Consider the following 26,203-nt stretch of genomic DNA (forward strand, 5'->3'; position numbering starts at 1 on the left):
CTCCTTGTGGGGGTGCTTGGATGTTTGGGTATTCAGATCAGTCGAGATTGCGCAGTGCCTCGTAGGCGGGGAGCGTCAGGAAGTCCGGTAGGTCTTTGCCTGTTGCGGTCTCGCTGAAGATTTTCGCGGCGAGTTCATAGCGGCCCTGATCATAGGCCTCGGCGCCGATCATTTCCCGAATGGCGGTCAACTCTTCATCGAGGATGGAGCGGAACCATTGCGCGGTGAATTGCCTTGCCTCGCCACTGTCGGTCTTCACGTCAGCCTTGTGGTGGATCCACTGCCAGATCTGGCTGCGGGAAATTTCCGCCGTGGCGGCATCTTCCATCAGATTGTGGATCGGCACAGCGCCGCGGCCATTCAGCCATGCGGCCGTATATTCGATGCCGACGGAAATATTCGTCCGTACACCAGACTCTGTGATCTCGCCCGTATGTGGCTTGAGCAGATCCTTCTGGCCGATCGGCGGGAAGCTGCGCTGGGACAGAACCTGGTTACAGGCGGGCATGTGCTGGTTGAAGACATCCATGGCCACCGGAACCAGTGCGGGGTGCGCCACCCAGGTGCCGTCATGCCCGGCGCGAACTTCGCGCAGTTTGTCAGCCTTCACCTTTTCGAAAGCGGCGTCATTGGCGGCCTCATCATTCTTGACCGGGATCTGCGCTGCCATGCCGCCCATCGCATGGGCACGGCGGCTGTGGCAGGTCTTGATAAGCAGCAGCGAGTAGGCCTTCAGGAAGGCGCGGTCCATGCCGACCTGGGCGCGGTCCGGCAGTACATATTGGCCATGCTGGCGCAGCGTCTTGATGTAGGAGAAGATGTAGTCCCAGCGGCCACAATTCAGACCCGCAGCGTGACGGCGCAGCTCATAGAGGATCTCGTCCATCTCGAACGCGGCCGGCAGGGTTTCGATCAGCACCGTTGCCTTGATCGTGCCGACCGGAATGCCCAGCGCCTTCTGAGCGTGCTCGAACACTTCATCCCAGAGGCGCGCCTCAAGATGGCTTTCCAGTTTGGGCAGGTAATAGAACGGGCCCACGCCCTGCTCGGTCAGCTTGGCGCCATTGTGGAAGATGTGCAGGCCGAAATCGAACAGGCTGGCCGACATGGGCTGACCATCTACCAAGAGGTGGGCCTCTTCCATATGCCAGCCGCGCGGACGCACGATCATGATGGCGATCTCGTCATTCAGGCTGTAGGATTTGCCATTCTTCGGGTCGCTATAGGCAAGCTCGCCATTGGCGAAATCCTGCATATTGACCTGACCTTCGATCATGTTCGTGAAGGTGGGCGAAGAGGCATCCTCAAAATCCGCCATGAACATCTTTGCGCCGGAGTTCAGCGCGTTGATCATCATCTTGCGATCCACAGGACCGGTGATTTCCACGCGGCGGTCTTTCAGCACGGCGGGGATGGGCTCGACCTCCCAGCAACCATTCCGGACATTCTTTGTCTCCGGCAGGAAGTCCGGCAGCTCGCCTGCGTCGAAGCGGGCCTGACGGGCCACTCGGGCGGCGAGCAGTTCGCGGCGGCGCGGGCCGAAGGTGCGCTCCAGTTCGGCCAGAAAGGCCAGGGCTTCTGGTGTCAGGACGCGCTCAACACCTTCCGCATTTCCGGCGATCTCTACCGAATTGGCTTGGTTTGACGGCTTTTCGAGGATGGCTGTTGCAGACACGATCACAAACTCCCTTGCATTGCTTTGTTGACACAACACTATTTACAGGGAGGCGATAAATCCAGTACATCAATGTTTGTATTGGGTTTTTTAGTTTGTCGTGTAAACATTAACACGATTGTTTTGTAATGTTTGTAACATTTGAGAGTGCCTTCATGAGTGTCCGGAAAGAAAAAATCCTAATTGGCCCAAGGCTCAGGCGGCTTCGCCGGACGCTTGGGATCACGCAGGCACAAATGGGCGAAGACCTGGGAGTCTCGGCCAGCTACATTAATCTGATTGAAGGCAATCAGCGCCCGATCAGCGCGAACCTGCTGGTGACGCTGGCGCAGGTCTATGATTTCGACATGACAGATGTCGGCGGCGCAGGCGATGCACGGCTTGTGTCTGAATTGCTGGAGGCGCTGCGGGACCCCGCGCTGGAGGCCGGGCCTGTCGGCAAGAATGACGCGGAAGACATCGTCAACGCAAACCCGGATATCGCACGGGCCTTTCTGCGCCTCTACACAAATCACCGTGAACTGAGCATGCGCCTCTATTCAGACGCCAACCCGCTGGCCGACCGGGAAAAGGTGGAAGTGCTGGAGCAGTCTGACCGCAGCGTGGATTCGGTGCGCGAGTTCTTCCATGTTCACCGCAACTATTTCCCGGAACTGGAAGCAGAAGCGGAGAAGTTGTCGTCTGAACTGTTCCTGAGCACAGACGAGCCGCACACAACGCTGACGGACCGCCTGAAGACCAAACACAATTACCAGGTGCGCATCGTGCCGACGCATGTGATGCCGAACCAGTTGCGCTATTTCGACCGGCACCACCGGCGGATTGATCTGTCGGAATTGCTGCGCCAGTCAGGTCGCCGTTTTCAGCTGGCGGTGCAGGTGGCCCTTCTGGAATACGCCCCCCTCTTCCGGGAGCATGTCGACCGCGCCGGCCTGCCAGACCGGAGCGCCGAGGAACTGGCCTATCTGAGCCTGGCGAACTATTTCGCCGCCGCACTTCTGATGCCCTATTCCCGCTTCCTGAAGGAATGCGAGGCGACAAAGTATGATGTCGAATTGCTGAGCCATCGCTTCGGCGCAAGCTTTGAGCAGGTTGCCCACCGCATGACGACGCTGCAGAAGCCCGATGCACGTGGCATCCCGTTCTTCTTTGTCCGGATGGACAGTGCAGGCAATGTCTCAAAGCGCTTCAGCGCAGGGCGGTTTCACTTTTCGAAATTCGGCGGTGCCTGCCCGCTCTGGAACATCCATGATTGTTTCGCCACGCCGGGACAAGTGCGGACACAGATCATCGAGATGCCGGACAATACGACCTATTTCTCGATTGCGCGCACGATGTCCCGTGCGGAAGGTGCCTATGACCAGCACCAGACGAAATACGCCATCGGCCTAGGCTGTGACATCGCCTATGCGCCGCGGCTGATCTATGCGCAGAACCTGAACCTTGAGGCCATGACGCCAGAGAAGATCGGCGTGAACTGCTATATGTGCGAACGGGAAAACTGCCCATCGCGCGCGCACGCCCCGCTCAACAAGAAGCTGATCTTCGACACGCGGTCGCGCGGTGTCTCCGTCTTCCGGTTCGAGACGGATTAGCTTTGCGTGCAGCCCAGCCCGGCTGGAGCCTAGAGCTCCCCGCCAGCCTCAGCCACGGCCCGCTCGCCCTTCCGCGCGAAGTAGCGCCGTGTCTCCTTGACCACTTTGGGAGAGAGGATGAGCGCCGAGACGAGGGTCGGAACGGACATCAGCGCAAAACTGAGATCGATGAAGTTCAGAATCACATCCATAGACGCGATCGCGCCGAGCAGTATCGTGCCTACATAGAACGCCGCATAGATGTTCACCCGCCCTGCCCCGAACAGGAAGGAAAAGCACTTCATTCCGTAATATGAATAAGAGAAGAGCGACGAGATGCCGAACGCCAGGATGCAGAGCAGCAGGATATAGCCGCCAAAGCCCGGATATGCAGCCTCGAAGGCATTTGCCGTTAGCGTGACGCCGCTGCCGTCTCCGGTCTGCCAGACACCGGTCATCAGGATGGCCAGCGCTGTCATCGTGCACACGATCAACGTGTCGATCACCGGACCCAGCATTGCGACGAGACCCTCATGCACGGGCTCTGACGTCTTGGCCGCGCCATGCGCCATCGGCGCTGTGCCGAGACCCGCTTCATTGGAGAAGGCCGCCCGGCGCACGCCCAGCAGGATGAGACCGCCCAGTGCGCCGCCGAACATCGGCTCTCCGCCAAAGAAGTTTGCGCCAAAGGCATCGGTGAAAATCAGGGTGAGGTACTTCGGCACCTCGGAGATATTGATCAGGATGATACCGACAACGGCCACGACATAGACCACCACCATGGCCGGCACCAGCAGGGCCGTCGCATGGCTGATCCGCGTCAGGCCCCCAAACACAACCGCGGCGGTCAGGGCCATCAGTGTCACGCCGATTACAGCGCTGGCCATGCCAGCCGATGTGAGACCTGCGGGCTCAAGGGCGATCTCGCGGACGGCCTGGGTCAGCTGGTTGGCATTGAAGATCGGCAGGCAACCCGCCATACCGGCGATGCAGAACCAGATGGCAAGCGGCTTCCACCTTTTGCCGAGGCCTTCCACGATGACATACATCGGGCCGCCCTGCAGCACGCCGGCAGAATCCCGTCCGCGATACATGACCGCCAGCGAACATGTGAAGTATTTCGTCGCCATGCCGAGAATGGCCGAAATCCACATCCAGAAGATCGCGCCCGGCCCGCCCATCTTGATGGCCACGGCTACGCCCGCAATGTTGCCCATGCCGATGGTTGCCGCCAGTGCAACCGACAGCGCCTGGAAGTGGCTGACAAGCCCCGGCGAAGAGGTGCTGTCATGCTTGCCAGCCAGCACGCCGAGCGCCAGCTGGAAGTGGCGGAATGGCAAGCCACGCGAATACAGGAAGAAGAACAGGCCCGCGCCTGACACCAGGAAGACCAGCGGCGGCCCCCAGACAAAGTTCGCGGCTTGTCCGATAAACGCTACGAACCGCGCCGCGAAAAATTCCATGTAGTATGTCAGTTCTGGCACAGATACCCCCTGCTATCCCGACTAGTTTTGAGCCTGATAAACGGCCTCTTCCTTCTCGGCGCAAATATATGCCCAGATATTCCAGACATTCGTGGCCAGAACCTGGGCACGCAGCTCATTTGCTGTCGCGACATCACCATTGAAACCGGCCCAGTTCGACAGGGCATAGGCAATCGTGGCGTCACGGGCATTCCACTCTTCTAGTGGCTTGGCCGGGTCAAGGATTTCATCCGCAGACATGAGTCCCTTATAGAACATGACGCGCTTATAATAGGGATAAGTCTTGTCTGCCTCTATGTCCGCCGGAATGCGCTGCAGAATGGCTTCAGCCTTCGCGTCTTCGCCATTCTTTCGGTAGATATTGTACAGCCAGTCGACCACACCGATCAGCATGTCGTTCGATGAGGCGGTCTCAAGACAATGCTCATACGCCATGGCGGCGCTGTCATAATCCTGAGTCAGGTAATAATAGATGCCGAGGTGATACCAGATCCAGTGCTCGTAAGAGCCATGCGGCTGCCCACCCTTCATCTCGATAGAGGGCGTCGCTTCAAGATTAACCAGTTCCAGGGCCTCATCCAGATCGGCATGGGCTTTTTCGATCTCTCTGACCGTCAGATAGCGATGCGCGCGGTGGCGGCGAAGCTTGAAGGAGTCCGGATGCAGGAGAATGCCCTCAGAATAGGCTCCGATGGCCTCCTGATACTGCCCGTTGCCGGCAAGTTCAGCGCCGAGTTCCAAAAACGCGTCTTCGGTAGGCGCGTTTGAGGCGAGCAATGCATTGATCTTCGCCTGGGCATCAAGTTCAGGGGCCGTGTTGTTTCTGTACAGCGGCTGGCCGAGGAACGAAATTGCCTGAACCTCTCCGCCCACCATGGGGAGAGACTCCTCCATGGCCTGTTCAGAGACAGCGGCCTGCGAAGAATATGCTCCGTTGGTGGCACATCCCGAAAGAAGGAATGCTGCCCCGCATACGCCATAGAAAAGTGTTTTCATGTCCTTACCTCAAATCGCATGAGCCTGCCTTCAGAGGGCGCCTCAGTAGAATTCCACATTGTCGATTTCTAGCCAGACGGACTGAGCCGCCTCGCCATGCCTGCCGAAAGAGACATCCAGCAAGCCGGTCACGTCCAGCGGCGCACCATTCTCTGCCTTAAGGGAGGCAAAGCCGATCTCGACCGTTTTCCATTCCGGGCTGGCGACAAAGCTCTCCTGTCCCTCTCCCGTCGTGGAGGAGACGGCGATGTCATATGTGCCACTGCCGCGCGCTTCAAACCGCACGCCGGTAAAGGCGCTGGCATCGACGGGCACAAACTCGCCCGGCGAGAACGGCAGCGTTACAAAGGCAAATGGGTCGTCCTTCAGCGCCATGTCTGCGGCCATGTGCAGCGCCTTGCCGCCACTCACACGCTCAACACGGCCTATCATGACTTCCGACCTGGGCAGGCCGGAATCATATGTCTTGGACAGCTTCGCCCCGTACTTCGTTGTCAGATCATCTGACTCAAAGTCATCAATCATGGCCTGCGCCGGAATGGCAGATGGTCTTGCTCCGCCTTGCGGTTTGGTCAGCTCGCCATCAGTAACCACTTGCACCCCGTCCACGAAGACATCTTTGACATTCCGCATGTCGGAGATGTTGTCCCAGGGTTGCCCCTCGACCAGAATGAAGTCTGCGCGCTTGCCGGCCTCGATGCTACCGCGATCGTCTTCCAGCTTCAGAACGGTCGCACTGTTGGCTGTCGCCGCTTGCAGAGCCTGTGCGGGTGTCAGGCCGAAATCCACCAGGAGTTCCAGCTCTCTCAAATCAGCCTCGCCAAAGGGATTGTTGTCGATGCCCTGATCGGTTCCGAGGGCGACACGGATGCCAGCGTCAAGGAAGGTCTTCATGTTCGCGCGGGAACGCGCCTGCCGGTAGAGGACCATCGCGGCTGATACCTTGCTCATTTCCGCGAGTTCATCCTCGAAGGGTTCGTAGACGGTCAGGGTTGGGGAATAGAGGACGTCATGTTCCTGCATCAGGCTGACAAGTTCGTCATCTGCATCCATATCCTGAATGGCGTGCACGATGGCTGTTACCCCCGCTTCGGAAGCGATCTTCCCGCCTTTCACTGTCACGGTGTGAGTGAGCACAGGTAGCCCCGCCTCAGAAGCCGTATCAACGACAGCCTCCAGAGCATCCTCATTGATGCTGGTCAGGTTGACCACGCCGCCATAGCGCCAGCCATCGGCGAACACCTTGATGGCGTCCGGCTTGTAAGGCAGCAGAGCCTCAACGGCCGCCTGCCCTTCGCGCGCTGAAAAAATGACTTTCGTCATGTTCTCATCGCCCCATTCTGTTCCGTGTCCGTATGGCACGCCCATGCGAGCCGCATAGAAAACGTGCGGAGACGCTATGGTCTTGTGATAGGCGCGCTTGCTCTCAAAGGATTCCGGAGAGGAATGGAAATCTGTCGCGGTTGTGACACCAGCCTTCAAAAGGTCCGTGGCAATAGACGCGCGGGTCGCCCCATTCATGCCGGTCCAATGTGTGTGGACATCAATCATGCCGGGCAGCAGGGCCAACCCATCCGCATCCACAATGCGTGTGCCGGACGGATAATCGGTGATCGTGTCCGCTACCGCAGAGAACCGTCCGTCAATGACCAGGACATCGCCTTCATGCACCGAGCCATCCGTTACGTCAAAGATGTCTGCATCGCGGATCAGGAGCGCCTCTGCCGAAGCAGATGACACGGACGCGCAGCCCGTCAGGCCAGCAGAGCCGAACGTTACACAGCACACGGCAAATATTCGTTTCAGAGCAGTCTTGTTGCCGATCATAATCTCATTACTCCCCGGATTTCATGTATTTTTCGCGCAGAATGATCTGCCTGTCGGCCTTGGGCTGAGCCTCGCCGCCGATATAGAGGACGACCAGATCGGTCAGCGGCTGCAGCGGATCGCCTGACCAGACGGCGATATCCGCGTCCTGCCCCACAGCGATTTCGCCGGCTGTGGTATCACCGAACATGCGCGCGGGATTGACCGTGATCGCCTTGATCGCGTCTTCATATGGCAAGCCGTTCGCAACGGCCATGCCGGCATGATAGCGCGTAAGCCGGACATCATGGCCGTCACGATTGCTTGTCAGGGCAAGCTTCACACCTGCCGCGTTGAGACGCGTAGCATTCTCGATGGACGCCTGAACCTGATCAAAATTCGAAGGCAGATTATCAATAGGGTTGAGGACCACAGAAGCATCTGCATCAGCGATCTCATCCGCCACGGCCCAGCCCTCAGCAGCGCCGACCAGAACCATTTTGAGGTTCAGGGCCTTGCCGATCTTGAGCATCTGGGAAATGTCGGACGCGCGGTCCACTTCGATGATGAGCGGTGCCTCGCCCCTTGCGACAGGCGCGAGCGCCTCAAGGTCCGCAAGTGTCCAGTTCTTCTGGGTCAGGCCGGACATGTCCCCCGGCGTCTCCTTCGCGGCATAGGTGGCTGCATCTTCCAACAGTGCCTTCAGCATAGGGAAGACAGCGGCGCGGCCGGTTTTCACGCCGCGCAGATTAAGCGTCACACCGGCATGCGGTAAGATGATCGGGTCTTGCCCTGCGCCAGTATCGATGACAGCCGCCTGCCCGCCAAAGCTCAGCTTTTCCAGACTGCCGCGTCCGAGGCCTGGCGTGACAATGGCGCGGCTGATGCCACCATTGCGTGCAACCGGGATCAACGTCGATGCCGGATTGACCGCGTACTGGATTTCGACACTCGCAGAGAGATCCGATGTCTTCGCTGAGCTGTCATTGGCATTGGCGCGGTCATTCACCTCCACCACACCCAGCGTTGTATTCGCGGCGACCAAGCCGGGTGTGATAACCCGCCCGGTCATGTCGATGATGTCTGCGCCTGCGGGCACGGTAACGGCCACACCGACTGCTGCAATCTTGCCATTTTCGATGACGATGGAGGCGTCCTCCAGTTCACCCGCAGAACCCGCGGTCAGAACTTTCGCATGTTCCAGAACCAGGGTCTGGGCCTGCAGGGGCAGCGTCACGAAGGCCGCCACGCAAAGGGATGTCATGAGTTTCAGCATTACTGGACCTCCTCACCATACTGGCCTGCCAGGAAGTCCGAGGACTCCTCATCTGTTTCCGCATCATCCACGACGGACACGCCATCGATAAAGACTTTGTCTGCAACACTGTAGACGTCGAACGGGTCGCCAGACCACAGCACGATGTCAGCCATCTTGCCGGGCTCAAGCGTTCCGGTCTGGTCTGCAATGCCCATCAGTTCGGCCGGGTCCGCCGTGATCCACTTGATCGCGGTTTCATATCCGAAATCATATCCGGCCCGGCGCGCTGATGCCAGGGCAAGCGCGGCTTCGGTATTCATATGCTGTATAAGGATGGAGTTGTCTGAGTGCAGAGCCATCTTCACGCCGGCATCCTCCAGAAAGCCAGGGGTTGCATCTGAGGCGTCATAGGCCTCCATCTTGAAGCCCCAGCGCCGCGCCCATGTCGCAACACCAATGTCTTCAGCCTTCAATAGGGGGGCAATCTTGTAGGCCTCGGTCGCATGGTGGAAGGCCCCGATCTTGAAGCCATATTCATGCGAGATGTCGATCAGATGCGCCATCTCGTCCGCGCGGTAGCAGTGCACGACGGGAATGATTTCCCCATCCAGTACCTTAGCCATCGTCTCCAGCTGTAAGTCTACCGGGGCGGACGGGTCAGCCTCGTGCTTTTCCTTGTACTCACGCGCCTTGGCCCAGGCCTTGCGGAATTCAGACATCACGCCCATGCGGGTGAAAGGCTTCTTGCCTGCCCCGCCATATATCTTTATCGGGTTTTCCCCACATGCCATCTTCAGGAAGTATGGCGCATTCGGAAACTTCATTTCCTTTACGGTAGCCGCTTCGACATTCTTCAGTGTAACGCCTTTACCCGCGATCAGATTTGTAGAGCCGGGCAGGATTGTCAGCGTCGTGACGCCGCCGCGCCGAGCTTTCTCAAAGCCCGGATCCTGTGGCCAGACAGCATCCTCTGCGCTGATACCCGCCGTGTTGTTTCCGGTCTTCTCGTTCAGATCCATGTTCGACGGCAACAAAGGCGTCGGATACACGCCCAGATGGGAGTGTGGATCAATGAGACCAGGCGTAACCCAGCGGCCCTCTGCATCAATGATTTCAGCATTCCCGGGCACCTTGACAGTCTTGCCGACCGAAACGATGCGGCCATTTGCGAAAACCACAGTGCCATCCTCAATCAAGGGCGATGATGCCGTAAGAATGTTCGCATGCGTGATCGCGATGGGACGGGCCTGCTCGCCCGCAACCGCTGTCTGTTCCTGTCGGACCTCTTTGGCACTCGCGCAGGAAGGCAATAAAGCCACCGCGCTCAGCAGGGTTGTCACAAGCAGTTTTTTCATCACGAACTCCCAATATGGAAAAGCGGGTTATTCTTGGAAATACACCCCGCCAGGTCGAACCGGGCGGGGTGTATCAGTTTACATCAGATCATTAGAAATTGATGGTCGCGCCGACAAAGATGTAACGGCCCTGGGCATCATAGACCTGGGGATAGGTGTTCCCGCGGCCATCCGTTTCCCCGCCGCCATAACCGGAGAGGGATGTCAGAGGCGGGTCCTGATCGAAGATATTGTTCACACCCGCACGAAGACGCAGATTTTCAGAGACTTCATAGCGTGCCGCGAGATCGAAGTAAGATGTCGCATCCAGCTTGTTCACTGGTGTGGGAGCAGAAGAATACTGATCCACCGAGGAAATGTACCGCCAGCTGAAGATGGTCGACAGCTTGTCGCGCGACCAGTCCAGCGCCACACGGTGACGATATTCCGGAGCCGGATTGTTACAGGCATCGCCATGATATCCGGCACAATCCAGCTCAGGTGAGCCCGGCAGGGACTGTGATGCCAGCTCGCCAAGGATTGTTGAGGCATAGGAGATTTTCATATCGCCTGCATTGTCCAGGCCGAAGCGATCAAGACCGAAGCCATAAGATGCGCTGATGTCAAAACCATTTGTCTTCAGAACACCGGTATTGATGAGCGTGCTCTGGATATAAGACTCACCACTTACCAGGAACAGTGTACCTGCGGAGTCACGATTGATCAGACTACAATAGTTTGCATCGCCCGTGTCCAGACACTGGCCCAGCGTCTCGCTCGGGTCGACCATACCGATAAAGCCGTCAACTTCGATGGAGAAGTAGTCGACGCTGGCCACAAAGCCGGGCAGATAGCTCGGCTCGTAGACAAAGCCGCCCGTCCAGGTATCAGAGATTTCCGGATCGAGGTTCGGGTTCCCGCCAGCCAGGGTTGGAATGTTATCCGCGCTATCCAGGATCGTGCCATATTGAGCTGCCGTAACACCAGTTCTCATGCAATCGTCCAGAGAACGGAAGGGCTCTGGCGTTGTCGTATTCGGATCGAAATCACCTGCACACGGATCTTTCAGGCCATTGGGCTGACCAGAGAGCGTGCCGCGGCTGAACTCTTGCGGCGCGAACAATTCGATCGGGTTCGGTGACCGCGTAGCCCGCTGATACTGCGTGCGCAGTCTCAGGTCTGAAATTGGACGCCAGGAAGCACCGAAGGAATAAGTATTCTGTGTCCCTGTGGTGTCATAGTAATCAGAGTAGCGATATGCGGCAGAGAGCGTCAGCTCTTCAGCAAACGGCATGTCCTGAAGGATCGGGGCCTGGAATTCTGTGAAGAGTTCGTAGACCGGCACTTCACCTGCAACAGCAACGCGCTGACTGGTCGTCGTGTCGCTGGAATCCGGCGTCAGGGAAAGTGAGTCCTTACGGTACTCAAAGCCGATTGCGGCGCTGACACCTTCTGATGCGAACGGGCTAACAACGCCCCAGCGCTCAAGGTTTTCAGAGAGCGTGCCGCCAATGACGGTTTGCTCCGTATCCCCTACACGCAGAGTTGGCATGGTCACATAATTAGACGCCGCCTGCGTGATGCCATTGGGAGAAAAGACATCAAACGGAATACAGTTTGGATCTTCGCCCGTCAAAACAGAACGGCAGACGATGTCGCCAGTATCCGGATCTGTCACAGCATCCAGAGCGCGCGTGACGCGGGAAGTGGACACATCATTCAGCAGCAATTCGGTGTAGTCGACTTTTGCGTGCTGGGCGAACAGCTCATACTCGACCCCGCCGAAGACTTCACCGCGAATTCCGCCAACAACACGCTGGGTATTGAGGTGGAAATTGTTGACGCGCGGATAGTCCATATTCCGGCGGCCAATTCTCAGCGGTGCTCTCGTAACGCCGTCATTGTCGACAAATACGTTGCCCGCATCACAGAAGGTCGCCAGCATTTCAGACGTCAGCAACGGGTTATCGCAATTGATGGAAGATGTACGACCAAGGGCGAGACCGCCCGGACCGACCTGAGCTTCCGTCTTATTGTCCGTGACGGAGAAATCCATGAAGAATTCCATGTTTTCCATCAGGTCGTAGCGGACGAATGCGCCATAGGTGTAGCGTTCGCGTGGGCGCTGCAGATAGTTGCCTGCGGCAAAGTTGTAGGCATCTGTAGACTGATTGAAGTTCCGCAGATCTCCGCTGGCTTCGTCTACCACCAAATTGAATCCGTCTGATCCTGTACGGGAGTAGCGTGTCAGGCGCGGCATGGAGCCGGAGCCGCTACAGCCGAAATCCGTGCCATCGTTACGTGTGGTGAACGGGCAGGACGTGATGTCACGGTCTTCCCAGCGTACCGCATTATCCTTGGAGTAGCCGGCATAGGCGGTGATGTTGCCGCGGCCATCATCAAAGTTCTTGCCCGCGACCAGGTTCAGGTCTCCGGACTCACCATCGAAGATGCTGTCCGGGTTCGGTTGGCCGTAGTCGGACAGTACGCGCTCGACATCTGAATTGTTGTTGCCAGCCTGGAAAAGGCTGCCCTGAACATCCAGCTCAAGGCCTTCAAAGTCGCGCTTCATGATGAAGTTCACAACACCGGCGACAGCGTCAGAACCGTAGACGGCCGTTGCACCACCGGTGAGAACTTCAACGCGGTCGATCAGCTGGGAGGGAATCTGGTTCAGGTCAGCCGCCACATTGATGGGCGAGCCATACGGAAGGCGCTTGCCGTCCACCAGCACGAGCGTTCTATTTGCGCCAAGGCCGCGAAGGTTTACCGTTGCCTGCGCGCCGTTCACGCCTGATGTGGAGCCCTGCCCCGATGCCACTTGCGGCAGCGTTCCAAGCAGATCTTCAACGCGCGTCACACCGCGCACATCAACTTCACCGCCATCCAGAACAGCCACAGAGCTGCTGGAGGTCAGATTGGCATTACCGAGACGGCTACCTGTGATAACCACCGTGTCGAAGGCGACTTCTTCATCCGTGTCGTCGACTTGAGCCATCGCACCGCCAGCCAGGGCGGCAGCCAGGACGATTGACGACGCGCCCCGGACAAGAATTGAGCTTCTGGATTTTCTAAACATGCTTCCCCTCATGAAAGACTAGAGTTTGTTTTGCGTGATCCTGATAAACGCGAAATCTGGAGCGCGGACGCGTATTGAGAGCCGCAGTTGAAGTCCACTCACAAGCCGTTTTAAGTTCACTTACAAACGATTGTGGTGTTGAACCTTCCCAGTTTTTTTCGAGATATCCCTCTCACTTTAGATTTGCCGAGCGCACACAGCCCGAAAGTGCAAACACACGCAGAAATCTCCCTCGGTACGCCACGACCCTGTACTTCTGACGGGCTCTTGATGTGACGATAATATAAAGGCTAAGGGGGCATCATTGGGAAGTACACCGAAATTTTTTAAGTTTTATCCCATTTTTTGCTTATAATCTGGTATTTTTGGGATAATATCACCATTATGAGCAAACTCGCGAAACTAGATGATATCGATCGCCGCATCCTGAATGCCCTTCAGCAGGACGCTTCCCTCTCGATTCAGGACATTGCTGACAAGGTCGGCCTCTCCACAAATCCATGCTGGCGCCGTATAAAACGCCTTGAGGATGAAGGCGTCATCCTGAGGCGCGTGGCGCTGCTCGATCCCGCAACAGTGGGCCTGGGCATCACTGTCTTTGTATCTGTACGCACAGAAAATCACAGCAAGTCATGGCTTGATGTGTTTGCCCGCTCAGTCGACATAATCCCTGAAATCATTGAGTGCCACCGCCTGACCGGCAAGGATGACTACCTTCTTAAAATCCAGGTTGGCAGCATCGACCATTATGATCATGTCTATAAACGGTTTGTCGAACTCGTCCCGAATCTGGTTGATGTCTCCTCTACATTCTCGATGGAGACCGTGAAGTTCTCGACCTCGCTCAGCCTTCCCTCCAGCTGATCTCCAAGTTCAAACTGGGTGCAAATACCCTGGATACGGGAATCTGCATGCCCCGATATTGAAGAAATATCGCAGCATATGTTTTTCCAATTTTTCCATGATGTGAATGATTCTATGTGATGAGAGGTCACATTTCACCCATAATTTACCCTTTGGTTGAGCCGCGCATCAACGCAAGCGAGCGCGCAGAACCACTAGCCGCCACAGGCAGTCGGTTCCGCCCACAAGGGCGAATTTCTCTATTGGCGTTCCCGCCACTCTTCAGCGTTAACACAGGCCTCAACAATATCGCTGGCCTTATATCCATAGCGGATTGCAATCGCCTCGACGCAAGATTGCGCGGGAACCGTCTGCCCTGATACATAGACCTGCCATTCGGCATCCTGAGCCCCCAGCGGACGCCATGCCAGTGAAGCACCCCTTGTGCCTGAAGAGATATCCAACCGGGCGGCACCATCCTTGTCTCGCAGCAGCCTCAGCACCGGCAAACTCGTGACGGGCTGCTGCCCACCGGGCCACATCTCGTTGACCATCTCGGCTTCAGGAAGCGCCGACAGGTCTGGCGTCTCCGCAAGCCATCCGTCCAACGCTGAGCTGAGACGAGCCAGTACATCTGTCAACGCTGCATCCTGGGCCAAATTGCGCATCTCATCAGGGTCAGAAAACGTATCATAAAGCTCAATGAGCGGCCGCGGAGTGTCAAAATATTGCTCAAGAGAGGGCGGTAAATCGCCCTTCATATGCAACCCATTGAGCGCTTGCATGGATCGTAGCTCCTCACGAAACGCAACAGGCTGAAAAAAGGGCACATCATTTTGATAGTTCAAAATGAGCTTGTATCTCTCATCCCGAACAGCCTTTACACGATCCATCCAGGCGTCCATCCGATCACTAGACGCAAAGATGTATTGATTTGGATCCTCTCTGTTGTCGCCCAGGAAATTTTTCCCCTGAAGCCAGTCAGGCACAGGAGCGCCTGCGAGACTGAGCAGCGTGGGGGCGAAATCCACAAAGCTGATCATCTCGTCACGGACTTCCCCTGCATAATTTCCACCTGGAAAACGGATCATCATCGGCACCTTGATGCCCGAATCATAAATGGAACGCTTTGCGCGTGGAAACCCGTCCCCATGGTCGGTCGTGACGATGACAAATGTACTATCCGCAAGACCTTCCCGTTCAAGATCCGAGAGGAGCTGAGCCAGCTTCTTCTCTGTAAAAGTGATATTGTCGTATTGTGTTGCAATCTCTTCACGGACTTCTTCCGTATCCGGCAACCATGGCGGCACGATCACGGCGGCAGGATCCGTCACTCTTTCCTTGCCCGCCAGTAGCCGAGCATTGCGCGCACCAACACTCTTGGCCAATTCGGTGTCACGCACAGGCACTTCAGGAAACAGGAAGGATTCATGCGTCGTCGCCAGTGTGACCATGCCGAAGAAGGGTTGGCCTGGTTTGCGTCCTCGCCAACTGGCATTGACGTCATCCTGATTCCAAATGGTCAGGGGTGTACCAAACTGATAATCCTTCTTGTTGGAAATGACCCAACCGCCATAGCCGACAAAGGTATAGTATCCAGCCTGGCGCATAAGCTCCGGAAAGGCTTTCACCTCCGGCGGTGGAACAGAAGCATAGCCAATCTCGAACCCGGCAGGATCATACTCTGTACCAAATGCGTGAGTTCTCATATGCTGCGCGCCAAGCGTCTGTTGGTGGACACCCGTAATCAAGGCCGCACGTGATGGGGCGCAGACGCCTGCAGTTGTAAACGTGTTCGGATAGATGACACTTTGCCCGGCGAAGGCATCAAGAACCGGTGTGGTGGCGACCGGATCGCCAAAGGCCCCAACCTTCTGGCTCATATCTTCAAACACAACGAGCAAAATGTTTGGCCTGACTGCGGCAACCTTTTCAGCAGGCCTGATATGTTGACATGCGTGCAGGCAAAGCAAACCACACATCATGAGCGTCCGCATCAGCATCATACAGACTCCCTCTCTTTCAGAAGCGCAACGATTTCCTCATGCCGCCGTCCCTTAAGCGGATAGAACTGCATAATCAGCGTGGCCAGCAAAGCGAAAATGGCGGGCAGCAAAAATGCCATTAGGCGCAATCCAGACAGAGTCTGCGAAGATTGATCCGTATTGGCGACATATCCAATAGCTTGAAGGATCAGTCCGACGGCACCAACACCCAAACCGCTTGCCGCCTTTTGAGAGAACTGGAACAGTCCGAAGAATATACTCTCATCTCTGATCCCTGTCTTCCATTCTCCATATTCCACAGTGTCTGGAAGCATGGCCCAGAAAGCGACAATCGTGGCAGCCATGCCGATACCCGCCAGGATAACAAACAAGAAAAACAGGCCCTTGTCTTCTGGTGCCAGGACATACAACGCAAAAAGAGCACATGCGTTGAGCAGAAGCCCAACTGTCAGCACACGGGATTTTGATGTCATCCGCGCCAGCGCTGTCCAAGCCAGAACGGCTGCAGCCGCCGCTATAGTATATAACGTAAGCGCTTCGCGTACTGCGGCAGGTTCACCAATGATATAGCGCGCATAATAAACTATGGACTTAGTGAAGACCGTAGAGGCAAGTGCATTGAGAACGACGCCCGCAAACAATATCCAGAAGGCGTGATTACCTCTGGTCACCTTCAATGTATCCCGGAGACTGAGAGATTTTGCATCAGTCTCCACACGCTCCCGCACGCTGAAGAAGGCGAGAAGGAAAACTCCCTCCGCAAAGCAGGCATAGACCACAGCGGTCAGCATGTAACCGCGGATCAAATCCCCCTGCCCAAATCTTTCAGCAAGCCAGGGTGTGAGAAAGGCGGTTGCGATTGCGCCCATGGTTGCGAATTGCATGCGCGCCCCTGACAAGGATGTGCGCGCCTTGCCGCTCGTCGTCATTGCGGCAGATATTGACGCATACGGAACACCAAAGACTGTATAGACTGTTCGGAATAGGAAGTGACTAAGAAAGCAGGCCAGTGTTACGGATGAGGCCCACAATACCGGAGCGGCAAACAACAACACAAAGCTTGCCCCAAGAGCCGGACCAGCAAAAAGGAGGTAAGGACGATACCGGCCGAACCGCGAGCGTGTGCGCGATGCAATCACCCCCATAAAAGGATCTGTCACAGCATCCCACAACAGGGCTGTCATGAAGATCGTCCCGGCAATGCCCGGCTCAAGCCCCACGACATCGGTATAGTAATAGAGGAGATATAGGTTCAGTCCGGTATAGAACAGGTTTAGGCCGAAGTCGCCAGAGCCGTATCCTATGACCATTGATAACGGTAGAGCTCGCGCTCCTTTCGCATTCGACATTCCCTTCCTCCCCGTATTTATTGATAAGTTCCTAGCATAACAATTCATCCGTTTGGAAGATTTTAATGCCATAACATGTATAGTTCCAGAAAAGGCTATAAGGCTGGCTTTAGTAAATTCCATAGCGAGTGGAGACGACACGTATGGCCGGAAAGACCGCGCGCAAGCCTGTACAGGCAAGATCAGAAGCCACCAAGGCCCGCATTCTGGAGGTTGCCCGCCACCATTTTGCCGAGCGTGGCTTTGAAGCTGCCAACACACGCGACATAGCGAATGATGCCGATGCCTCGCATGCCATGATCCGCTATCACTTTGGAACCAAGGATAATCTTTGGCGGGAAGCTGTGGCAGATATGTTCCAGCGTCTTCGCAAAGAGCTGGGATTTGAAAACGGCACACCGCCGGAACTGAACACTATAAATGGCTACAGGGAATTCTTACGCCGCTATATCTACTATTGCGCAAGGCATCCCGAGCATGCCCGCATCATGATTTCAGAATCGGTTCGGGGCGGCGAGAGACTTCACTGGATGGTGGAGAACTTCATCCAGCCCGGACATGCAGTGTATGCAGGCCCCACAAAGAAGCACATGGATAACGGGGATCTGCCAAGCGCCTGGCACCCTTCCCTGATCTTCATGATCACCTCCATTTGCCAGATGCCATTCGTTTTGGCGGCAGAAGCCCAGGAACTCTATGGGGTCGACATGCTGTCGGACTCCGCCATCGAGGCCCACATCGATTCTGTCTTGGCCTTCCTGCTGAGAGACCCATCCAGAATGCGCAGTGACTGGCCCGCCCTGCCAGACTGGCTAACCAATTAGGCCAACCTTCGCCAAGGCTGGTTGACATTATTTCAACGACATGAAATCCATCCACTTGGATGAAAACTGGATCAATCCAGATTCCCAGGGAGGACAATCATGTTTAATAATCATCTCAACATCACAGCTTCATGCATCGTCTTGGCATCATGCCTGGCGATGCCAGCTTTCGCACAAGACGCAGACAGCGATGCCGAACGCACGCTAGAAACCGTCATGGTCACAGCAACCAAACGTCCTGAGACCTTGCAGAATGTTCCGGTCGCCGTCTCAGCCAAATCCGGGCAGGACCTTGAAAATTCCGGCGTCTCTTCGATTGAGGGCCTGGCGACCCTGGTTCCATCCCTGACATTCACGCAAAGCTCCAATGAGCTGAACAGCTCCGTCCGTATACGCGGCGTGGGAACGGAAGTCTTTTCATCGGGCGTAGAGCCTAGCGTCTCCTTTGTCGTGGATGATGTTGTTCTGGCGCGACAAGGCCAGGGGTTTCAGGATCTGGTCGACATAGAACGTGTAGAAGTTCTGCGCGGACCGCAAAGCACCCTGTTCGGAAAGAATGCCTCTGCCGGCGTCATCTCAGTCACGACGAAGGCACCCAGCGATACACTTTCAGGCAAGATCGACATCACAGCAGCAGAAGGTGATGAATATGCCCTTCGCGGAACAATTTCAGGCCCGCTTTCAAAGACAGTATCCGGCCGCCTCACCGGCTTCACGAAATCCCTCAAAGGGCATATTAAAAACATTCCAGACGGGCGGGACCTGAATGGTTATGACAATTGGGGTATGCGCGGCAAGCTGCTGATCGAGCCCAGCAGCGCTTTGGATATAACCCTCATCGCAGACTATCGCGACACACAGCAAGATTGCTGCGCTTACCAGATCCGCGACACATCAACCGCACTGAACCCGGTTGTTGGCGCAACCCTGGACGCTTTGCTTAATCCCGTTGTCGCGAGCCCCGAGAACCGCCAGACACATCTTAATGCGCCTGTATACAATAATAGCGAACAGTGGGGTGTTTCCGGGAAGGCGGAATATAGCTTTGATAATGGCTATATATTCACATCCATCACGGCCCATCGCGAGTGGGACTTTGAGAACAATCTGGATGTTGATGCGCTGAGCTTCGAAGATCCGATGCCTGGTGTTGTAACGTTCGACCTAAACAGCGGGCAGACAAACCTGACACAGACGTCTCAAGAGTTCCGTCTTGCATCGCCTGAATGGGAAAACTTCGATTATGTGATTGGGGCCTATTTCTTTGAACTGGATCTGGACCGCTCTTTCCGCCGCCGTATTGAAGCGATGACAGGACTGGGCGCTGTTGCCCAGAGTGGTCAATTCAATGGCTCCGTTGGTAACAAGAATTATGCCGTGTTCGGCAGCGGTAACTGGAGGCTCGGACAGGGCACTACGATTTTTGGCGGACTGCGCCTTTTGAACGAAACGCTCGATTACCAGGTCTATCGCGATCCGACCAATACACTTCAACCGGGAGATTTCCCGCTTGGAGGATCGGCTGGAACCTTCGCAGATATTGATGGTGATACATCTGATACGGCTCTGGTCGGAAATGTCGGCATACGCCATCAATGGAACGACGATCTGATGACCTATGTACGTTACGCCAGAGGCTACAAAGGTCGCGCGTTCGACGTGATCTTTACAGCACCCCAAGACACACAAGTGGTGGATGCGGAGCAATCCGACAGCTATGAAGCTGGCCTGAAATTCCAAACCGCAAACAACCGCCTCCAGATGAACGCCGCAATATTCTGGACAAATTATGAGGACTTCCAGGCCCAGGAGAGAGATGTTTCAGCATCAACAGTGGTTGTCGCAAATGCGGGCGAAGTCAGCACCAAAGGGATCGAACTTGATGCCACGGCATTGCTGACGAACACAACGATGCTTCAGGGTGGCATTGCCTACACAGATGCCAAGGTTGATCGCTTCCCCTTCGCACAATGCTATCGAGGGCAGACTTTGAGCGAAGGATGCATCAACGGCGTGCAGGATCTTTCGGGCAAGGACCTTCCCAACTCTCCTGATTGGCGTTTCACCGCAAGCTTGCGGCAGGATATTCCGCTGAAGACACTTCCCTTTGATGGCTTCATCCAGGTTGACGGCAGCTGGCAGAGCGAAGTTCAGTTTCAAATTGACCAAAACCCAAATACGACCCAAGACGGATACGGTCTCCTGCACTTGAGCGCAGGCATTCAGGATAAGGATAATATCTGGACCGCTTCGGTATTTGTCCGGAACCTGCTAGACGAGACATACGCCTCAAATGTCTTTGCAGATCCACTCTATCCAGGTGTCATCAGCCACTATCTGCCACGCGACTACGAACGTTATGTCGGCGCGCGCCTGGCGGCGTCCTTCTAGTTGCCCTCCCTCCGGAGTTCGCCTGTGCGAGCTCCGGCACTTGTTGAAGAGTGGACAAGAGATGACTGTGAACACCACATCCAAGGTCGATGCACTGCGAAAAATGACACCGGAAGACATTCTCATGGCCTTGAGCCTGGAAGAGAAGGTTTCCATGATGTCAGGGAGCGGATTTTACCGCATCCATGCCGAGGCCAAAAAATGGGGAGCAACGCCTTACCCTGCTGGCGGCGCAAATGAACGTTTGGGCATCGACGGACTAAAATTCAGCGACGGTCCGCGCGGCGTTATTGTTGGTCATTCGACATGTTTTCCATGCTCCATGGCCAGAGGGGCGACGTTCGACCGCGATATGGAGCGGGAGGTTGGTGAAGCAATGGCAAAAGAAGCCAGAGCGCAAGGTGTAAACTTGCTCGGCCAGGTCTGTATCAACCTGCTTCGCCATCCTGGTTGGGGCCGTGCGCAGGAGACGTATGGCGAAGACTCCTATCATCTCGGCGAGATGGGCTCGGCCCTATCCCAAGGCACGCAGCATCATAATGTTATCTCAACCGTGAAGCATTTCGCCGTCAACAGCATTGAGAACACACGCTTTAAACTGAATGTTGAAGTCGACGATAGAGTCTTGAGAGAAATATACTTGCCTCACTTTCGCAAGGTTATCGAATCCGGATGCCTGTCAGTTATGAGTGCATATAACAAGGTCAACGGAGCCTATTGCGGACAGAATAAGTATCTCCTTACGGACATTCTTCGCGACGAATGGGGCTTTGAAGGCTTTGTACATTCTGACTGGGTTCTTGGCGTCTACAGTCCCCATGGCGCAGAAGCCGGTCTTGATATCGAAAACCCTGAACCCGCATGGTATGGTGACAAACTGATCCAGGCCATCAAGGACGGGAAGATATCAGAAACGGCAGTGGACACAGCCGTTCTCCGTATCCTGACAACACTTCAAAAGGTGATGCTGGCTGAGGACCCCCAATCGGACTACCCCATGGAAGCAGTTGCAGGAGCAACACACACGGCCCTCGCGAGAAAAGTCGCAGAACAATCTGCCGTATTATTGTGGAATAGAGAAGTTCTGCCGCTTAGCAGGTCGAAGACAAAACGCCTCGGCGTGTTTGGACGATTGGCAACGTTGGAGAATACGGGTGATAAAGGGTCATCCCGTGTGGACTCTCCTTATATCGTTACGCCCCTGAAAGGGCTGGAGACCTATCTCGGCGCTGACGCAGTCATATACGCTGGAGATGAGCTTGCACCAGATATTGCGGGCCATGCAGCCAAAGATTTTGACGCAGCCATCGTTGTCGTAGGCTATACCGCAGCGGAAGAAGGTGAATACATCCCGAGCGAAATAAATCTTGGACAGGATGATATTCCTGAAAACCTTTCCTCCATCCTCGACGGGGCACGCCAACGCGGCGGTGGCACCTCAATTGGGGGAGACCGGGGCAGTCTGTCTTTGCCACCAGCTCAAATCGAGCTCATTCAGTGCGTCGCCAAGGAAAATCCAAACACCATTGTCGTCATCATCGCCGGGTCAGCTGTCATGGTGGAAGAATGGATTCATACGGCACCTGCCTCTCTGCAGACTTTCTATTCAGGAATGGAGGGCGGCTCTGCCCTGCCGCGTCTTCTGTTTGGAGACGTCAGTCCATGCGGACGCCTGCCCTTTACTGTAGCAAGAGACCAGACACATTACCCATTATTTGATCCGTCTTCGGAGTATACCAGATATGGATATTGGCATGGCTACGCCCTGTTTGATCAGGAGAATACCGAGCCGCGCTTTCCTTTTGGACATGGCCTCACCTATAGCCATTTCGACTGCACGAACATAAGAGCAAGACGCACCCCGGATGGCGGGGTGGAAGTCAGCGTAACGGTTCAGAATACCGGAAGCACTGAAGCTATCGAGACGCCTCAGCTCTATGTCTCATGGCCCGCATGTGCTGTGATACGTCCGCGGAAAAGCCTGCGCGGTTTCAGCAGAGTCAAGTTGGCCGCTGGACAAGAGACTGAAACCACTTTCTATGTCGCGCCACGAGATCTCGCCTGGTTTGACGCAGCTTCACGAACCTGGCGCATCGATAGCGGCCATTATGGTATCAGTGTGGCCAGGTCAGCTCGTGATCCGGACGCACTGGAGACAACACTCAACTTTCCCGAGGAGATGGGCCTTGGCATTTAGACTCGCAGCCATTCTGCCCCTCTGCCTTCTTGCAGCGTGCGCAAAAAGCACCGTTCCGGCAGAGACCGCCCTGTCCCAGAAGGCGAGCACACTTGTACAGACAGATGCCGGTCCAGTTATTGGCGGCGTATCTGAAAACTCCGCCAAAACCTGGCTGGGCATTCCCTATGCAAAGCCACCCGTGGGTGAGTTGAGATGGCGCCCCACAGAAGCCGCCGAGCCATGGCAAATGCCGGTGACGGCGCTGGAACATGCCAATTGGTGCCCTCAGCTGACGAATGGACTGGATGGCCTGTTCGGCATGCCAAAAGGTGAGCTCCGCGGCGACGAGGATTGTCTTTATCTGGATGTCTATGCTCCTTCCGGCTCGTCCGCAGACAGCGACCTGCCCGTCATGTTCTGGATCCATGGCGGTTCAAATATCTGGGGCCGCGCGGAACAATATGACGGCTCCAAGCTCGCCGAGTCTGGTCAGGTCGTGGTCGTGGTTGTTCAATACCGGCTGGGGCCTCTCGGCTGGTTTGCGCACCCCGCCCTTGAGGACGGAATTGCGAACTTCGCCCTGCTTGATCTGGTCCAGGCGTTGCAATGGACGCATAACAACATCCAGAAATTTGGCGGGAACCCTGACGCCGTCACCCTGTTCGGAGAAAGCGCTGGCGCAAACAATGTGCTCGGCCTGCTTGCCATGCCGAAGGCTGACGGCCTGTATCGCGCAGCGATCGCGCAGAGTGGGCTCCCCGCTAGCGCGCCCCTGTCGCTATCCCGGGATGGCCTGGATGACAGAGTAACGGGAGCAGTTCCTGCAGCCCGTTCGTTTACGAATAAAGAAAGCCCCAAGGCAGAAGACCTTCGCAGCGCGCCGCTGGATAAAATCTTCGCTGAATATGGCTCGGGCCTGACGCCCGCTGTCATCCGCGATGGCACGACTCTTCCCGACATGCCGCTGGATGATGCCGTAGCGCAGCACCAGTCCGGACGTGGCCTTCCGATCATTATCGGATCCAATCGCGATGAAGCCAAATACCTACTGGCGTTTGACCCCGACATGACCAAAAAGGCCTTGCTGCTCTTCCCGAAAGCAAAAGACAAAGCCTATTACAATGCCCTGTCATACTACATGACCGGTGTCTGGCGGACTATTGGCGTAACAGATTTCGCCAAGAAACTGGTCGAGCATGACGCCGGGCCCATACGCACCTATCGGTTTGACTGGGACGAAGAAGCAAAAGTTGGCATGAGCGACCTTGGCCAATTGATCGGCGCCGCGCATAGTATGGAAATTCCATTTGTCTTCGGACATTTCGAACGCTTTCTTGGCAAGCTGGACAAGCGGCTGTTCACAAAAGGCAATCAGGAAGGTCGCAAAGCCGTGTCAGAGACAATGATGAGTTGTTGGACCGAATTTGCACATAACGATGCCCCCGGCTCTGTCACTGGAGCCTGCCCGGCCTGGCCCGCTATTGAAGCGAACGGTCCACGAACGACTATGATCTTCGACACACCCAGAGATGGTGGCAGCCGCATAGAAACAGAGACATTGACCATCTCAAAACTGACCACCGAAATGAAGGCCGACCCAGCCCTGCAGAATGACAACCGGGCATGCGAGATGTCACAGCGCCTGGTCCAGGCCTTTGGTCTTGTTAGGCTGGAAATGGAGAGTGACCTTGAGGGTCTCTGCCCCGCAGATGAATTATAGCCGGGCACTTAGTCGGATATAATATAGTCCGCCATCGGTGATGCTTCCGCGCCTACTATGCTTGGGCTAATGCGCTCTCGCCGTTAGCGTTTGGGATCTGGCTGCAGGAAGTGCCTCAGATCATTGGAGAACTTCTCTGCCGTTCCGCCCAGATAGAGCATATGGCCTGACGGATAATCTTCAAAGATGACCCGATCCATGGGAAGATCAGCTGCGTCAAGCTGTGCCCGTGCTTCTGTCGGCGTTGTCACAAGATCATAATAGCCAGACGCCACAAAAAGACGCAGAGCGGGATTGCGACGCATCGACCATTTCAGGTCAACCGCAAAACTCTGACCGGGCGCTACACCGCGTCGCTCCCAGTTCCAACTCGGAAGAAGGTCTTTCCAGTGTATGGCAATGTAAGGCCGCGTCATGTCGACTTCCAGATCCTCATGAAGCATCTGATTAAAGGCCGCGACAAATCCTGGAACGTACCGCCCCATGGCAGGATCATCCGCAACAGGATCCCCCCCGCTGCCATCAAGGGGCAATGTATAGCGGCTGTCATACATGCCGACTTCAAGGTTCTTGCCTTGCAGAAGTGTCTTGGCGAACTCCCGCTCGTCAATATGGATGTCATTTCCAATCTGCTCAGCCGCAAGGCCCGTCATGCCTGCTAGACGGCGAAGAATGGCGTCCCGCTCATCTGGCGGCAAAGTCCCTTCAGCATGCTTCAACAACGCGGCCTGATAGGCATTCTGCGCAAACTCCGTGGACTGTTGATAGATATCTGCCGGAGAGAGTTCGGCCATATTGCCCAGCCCGTGATAGGCTGCAGTCAGCACCAGCCCAGGAAGGTCACGCGCCAGCTTAGCCGCCTGCTCCTGTTCACTGAGCTCCGCTACATACCTATTGGACTCAAGCGTCGTACCGAGGAGGATAATACCATCGAGCGTAATGCCACGCATCACACCATTATAAATTGGGCTTCCCATTAGCGCCCGTGGCAGAACCGAGGCCCGCTTAGACCCATAACTTTCACCCATAACATATTTTGGGGAGTTCCAGCGGCCATGCTCGGTGAGCCAGAGCTCGATGAATTGGGCAACGGAGTCGGCATCCTCATCCACACCCCAAAAGGTTTTCGGGTCGACACCCTCTTCAGCCAGGCTGAACCCCGTTCCCACAGGATCGATGAAAACGAGATCAGCAACATCCAGCACGCTGTAGGGATTATCCTGTATACCAAAAGGCGGCACATTGGATGGGTTCACCTCGGCATCGAGAACAACCCGCTTTGGCCCGATAGCGCCCATGTGAATCCAGAGCGAGGAAGACCCCGGTCCGCCATTGAAAATGAATAGAACCGGGCGGTCCGGCTGCTGCACATCTGTACGAATGTAGCTGAAGGAAAAGATACGCCCCGTGGGCCTTCCGTTCATATCTGAAAGGACGGTCTCGCCGACAATCGCATCATAGGTAATCTTCTCACCCCTCACGGCCAGATCATGGCTCGTGATCTTGCGGTATGTATTTGCAGGTGAGGCGCCGGTAGGATCTGACACGGAACCGTCAGGCGCCGCTGTCTCGACAGAGGTCGGAATACTGTATTGCTGGGCACTCGCACAATTCGCCAGAATAAGCGCCGATAGGATGGCAGCAGAGCCCGTGATTTTTCTAACCGTGCACAACATACTTTGTAT

Annotated in this window: 16 protein-coding genes; 6 read left to right on the top strand and 10 right to left on the bottom strand. The window is 55.8% G+C overall.

The features are described from left to right. Positions 1-37: 37 nt before the first annotated feature. The gene (gene aceB / locus HY29_RS00990) at positions 38-1,675 is read right to left on the bottom strand and encodes a malate synthase A (protein ID WP_051601020.1); all 1,638 of its coding nucleotides are present in this window, start codon (positions 1,673-1,675) and stop codon (positions 38-40) included. 155 nt (positions 1,676-1,830) lie between these two features. Between aceB and HY29_RS00995 the strand changes: the two genes are divergently transcribed. After that, entirely contained in the window at positions 1,831-3,270 is a 1,440-nt protein-coding gene (locus HY29_RS00995) for a helix-turn-helix domain-containing protein (protein ID WP_034790065.1), read from the top strand. Between the two features lie 29 nt (positions 3,271-3,299). On the opposite strand, the gene HY29_RS01000 is transcribed toward HY29_RS00995, so the two are convergent. The 6 genes from HY29_RS01000 to HY29_RS01025 all read right to left on the bottom strand — a co-directional run bounded on the left by HY29_RS01000 (position 3,300) and on the right by HY29_RS01025 (position 13,206). Further along, positions 3,300-4,712, bottom strand: coding sequence for an alanine/glycine:cation symporter family protein (locus tag HY29_RS01000; RefSeq protein ID WP_034790087.1), 1,413 nt, complete (start codon positions 4,710-4,712; stop codon positions 3,300-3,302). 42 nt (positions 4,713-4,754) lie between these two features. Then, entirely contained in the window at positions 4,755-5,729 is a 975-nt protein-coding gene (locus HY29_RS01005) for a hypothetical protein (protein WP_034790090.1), read from the bottom strand. 42 nt (positions 5,730-5,771) lie between these two features. Next, positions 5,772-7,556 (bottom strand): amidohydrolase family protein, encoded by a 1,785-nt coding sequence (locus tag HY29_RS01010; protein ID WP_051600985.1) that lies wholly within the window; start codon positions 7,554-7,556, stop codon positions 5,772-5,774. Positions 7,557-7,563: 7 nt separating this feature from the next. Continuing rightward, on the bottom strand, positions 7,564-8,811 hold the full coding sequence (locus tag HY29_RS01015) for an amidohydrolase family protein (protein ID WP_034790092.1): 1,248 nt from the start codon (positions 8,809-8,811) through the stop codon (positions 7,564-7,566). Beyond that, a complete protein-coding gene (locus tag HY29_RS01020) occupies positions 8,811-10,148 on the bottom strand; it encodes an amidohydrolase (RefSeq protein ID WP_051600986.1) in 1,338 nt (445 codons plus the stop codon). Before HY29_RS01020 ends, HY29_RS01015 begins: the two co-directional genes overlap by 1 nt. A 91-nt stretch (positions 10,149-10,239) precedes the next feature. Next, positions 10,240-13,206 carry a TonB-dependent receptor domain-containing protein gene (locus HY29_RS01025; protein ID WP_034790095.1) on the bottom strand — a complete coding sequence of 989 codons (2,967 nt, stop codon included), beginning with the start codon at positions 13,204-13,206 and terminating at the stop codon, positions 10,240-10,242. Between the two features lie 384 nt (positions 13,207-13,590). On the opposite strand from HY29_RS01025, the gene HY29_RS01030 reads away from it, so the two are divergent. Then, positions 13,591-14,070, top strand: coding sequence for an Lrp/AsnC family transcriptional regulator (locus HY29_RS01030; RefSeq protein ID WP_034790097.1), 480 nt, complete (start codon positions 13,591-13,593; stop codon positions 14,068-14,070). 239 nt (positions 14,071-14,309) lie between these two features. On the opposite strand, the gene HY29_RS01035 is transcribed toward HY29_RS01030, so the two are convergent. Both HY29_RS01035 and HY29_RS01040 read right to left on the bottom strand, forming a co-directional pair. Further along, the gene (locus tag HY29_RS01035; RefSeq protein WP_051600987.1) at positions 14,310-16,055 is read right to left on the bottom strand and encodes a sulfatase family protein; all 1,746 of its coding nucleotides are present in this window, start codon (positions 16,053-16,055) and stop codon (positions 14,310-14,312) included. Beyond that, complete coding sequence (locus HY29_RS01040) at positions 16,052-17,527, bottom strand: MFS transporter (RefSeq protein ID WP_081811159.1); 1,476 nt, start codon at positions 17,525-17,527, stop codon at positions 16,052-16,054. Before HY29_RS01040 ends, HY29_RS01035 begins: the two co-directional genes overlap by 4 nt. A gap of 20 nt (positions 17,528-17,547) precedes the next feature. Between HY29_RS01040 and HY29_RS01045 the strand changes: the two genes are divergently transcribed. The 4 genes from HY29_RS01045 (at position 17,548) to HY29_RS01060 (ending at position 24,518) form a co-directional block, all read left to right on the top strand. Next, positions 17,548-18,228: a TetR/AcrR family transcriptional regulator gene (locus HY29_RS01045; RefSeq protein ID WP_051600988.1), complete on the top strand. Its 681-nt coding sequence runs from the start codon at positions 17,548-17,550 to the stop codon at positions 18,226-18,228. Positions 18,229-18,327: 99 nt separating this feature from the next. Next, complete coding sequence (locus tag HY29_RS01050) at positions 18,328-20,619, top strand: TonB-dependent receptor (protein ID WP_034790101.1); 2,292 nt, start codon at positions 18,328-18,330, stop codon at positions 20,617-20,619. Further along, positions 20,522-22,816: a beta-glucosidase family protein gene (locus tag HY29_RS01055; RefSeq protein WP_081811160.1), complete on the top strand. Its 2,295-nt coding sequence runs from the start codon at positions 20,522-20,524 to the stop codon at positions 22,814-22,816. The genes HY29_RS01050 and HY29_RS01055 overlap by 98 nt, the downstream gene beginning before the upstream one ends. Then, positions 22,806-24,518, top strand: a complete 1,713-nt coding sequence (locus tag HY29_RS01060) for a carboxylesterase/lipase family protein (protein WP_034790106.1) — start codon at positions 22,806-22,808, stop codon at positions 24,516-24,518. The genes HY29_RS01055 and HY29_RS01060 overlap by 11 nt, the downstream gene beginning before the upstream one ends. An 83-nt stretch (positions 24,519-24,601) precedes the next feature. On the opposite strand, the gene HY29_RS01065 is transcribed toward HY29_RS01060, so the two are convergent. Then, positions 24,602-26,194: a S10 family peptidase gene (locus tag HY29_RS01065; RefSeq protein WP_034790108.1), complete on the bottom strand. Its 1,593-nt coding sequence runs from the start codon at positions 26,192-26,194 to the stop codon at positions 24,602-24,604. Between the last annotated feature and the right edge of the window lie 9 nt (positions 26,195-26,203).

It is taken from the genome of Hyphomonas beringensis, from assembly GCF_000682755.1.
In the GTDB taxonomy this organism is placed as follows: Bacteria; Pseudomonadota; Alphaproteobacteria; order Caulobacterales; family Hyphomonadaceae; genus Hyphomonas; species Hyphomonas beringensis.

Excerpts from the sequence above, each read along its gene's own strand:
- HY29_RS01055 (WP_081811160.1), top strand. The coding sequence starts at position 20,522 with ATGTCTTTGCAGATCCACTCTATCCAGGTGTCATCAGCCACTATCTGC.
- HY29_RS01045 (WP_051600988.1), top strand. The coding sequence starts at position 17,548 with ATGGCCGGAAAGACCGCGCGCAAGCCTGTACAGGCAAGATCAGAAGCC.
- HY29_RS01050 (WP_034790101.1), top strand. The coding sequence starts at position 18,328 with ATGTTTAATAATCATCTCAACATCACAGCTTCATGCATCGTCTTGGCA.
- HY29_RS01040 (WP_081811159.1), bottom strand. The coding sequence starts at position 17,527 with ATGGAATTTACTAAAGCCAGCCTTATAGCCTTTTCTGGAACTATACAT.
- HY29_RS01035 (WP_051600987.1), bottom strand. The coding sequence starts at position 16,055 with ATGATGCTGATGCGGACGCTCATGATGTGTGGTTTGCTTTGCCTGCAC.
- HY29_RS01010 (WP_051600985.1), bottom strand. The coding sequence starts at position 7,556 with ATGATCGGCAACAAGACTGCTCTGAAACGAATATTTGCCGTGTGCTGT.
- HY29_RS01005 (WP_034790090.1), bottom strand. The coding sequence starts at position 5,729 with ATGAAAACACTTTTCTATGGCGTATGCGGGGCAGCATTCCTTCTTTCG.
- HY29_RS01025 (WP_034790095.1), bottom strand. The coding sequence starts at position 13,206 with ATGTTTAGAAAATCCAGAAGCTCAATTCTTGTCCGGGGCGCGTCGTCA.
- HY29_RS01030 (WP_034790097.1), top strand. The coding sequence starts at position 13,591 with ATGAGCAAACTCGCGAAACTAGATGATATCGATCGCCGCATCCTGAAT.
- HY29_RS01020 (WP_051600986.1), bottom strand. The coding sequence starts at position 10,148 with ATGAAAAAACTGCTTGTGACAACCCTGCTGAGCGCGGTGGCTTTATTG.
- HY29_RS01015 (WP_034790092.1), bottom strand. The coding sequence starts at position 8,811 with ATGCTGAAACTCATGACATCCCTTTGCGTGGCGGCCTTCGTGACGCTG.
- HY29_RS00995 (WP_034790065.1), top strand. The coding sequence starts at position 1,831 with ATGAGTGTCCGGAAAGAAAAAATCCTAATTGGCCCAAGGCTCAGGCGG.
- HY29_RS01065 (WP_034790108.1), bottom strand. The coding sequence starts at position 26,194 with ATGTTGTGCACGGTTAGAAAAATCACGGGCTCTGCTGCCATCCTATCG.
- HY29_RS01000 (WP_034790087.1), bottom strand. The coding sequence starts at position 4,712 with ATGGAATTTTTCGCGGCGCGGTTCGTAGCGTTTATCGGACAAGCCGCG.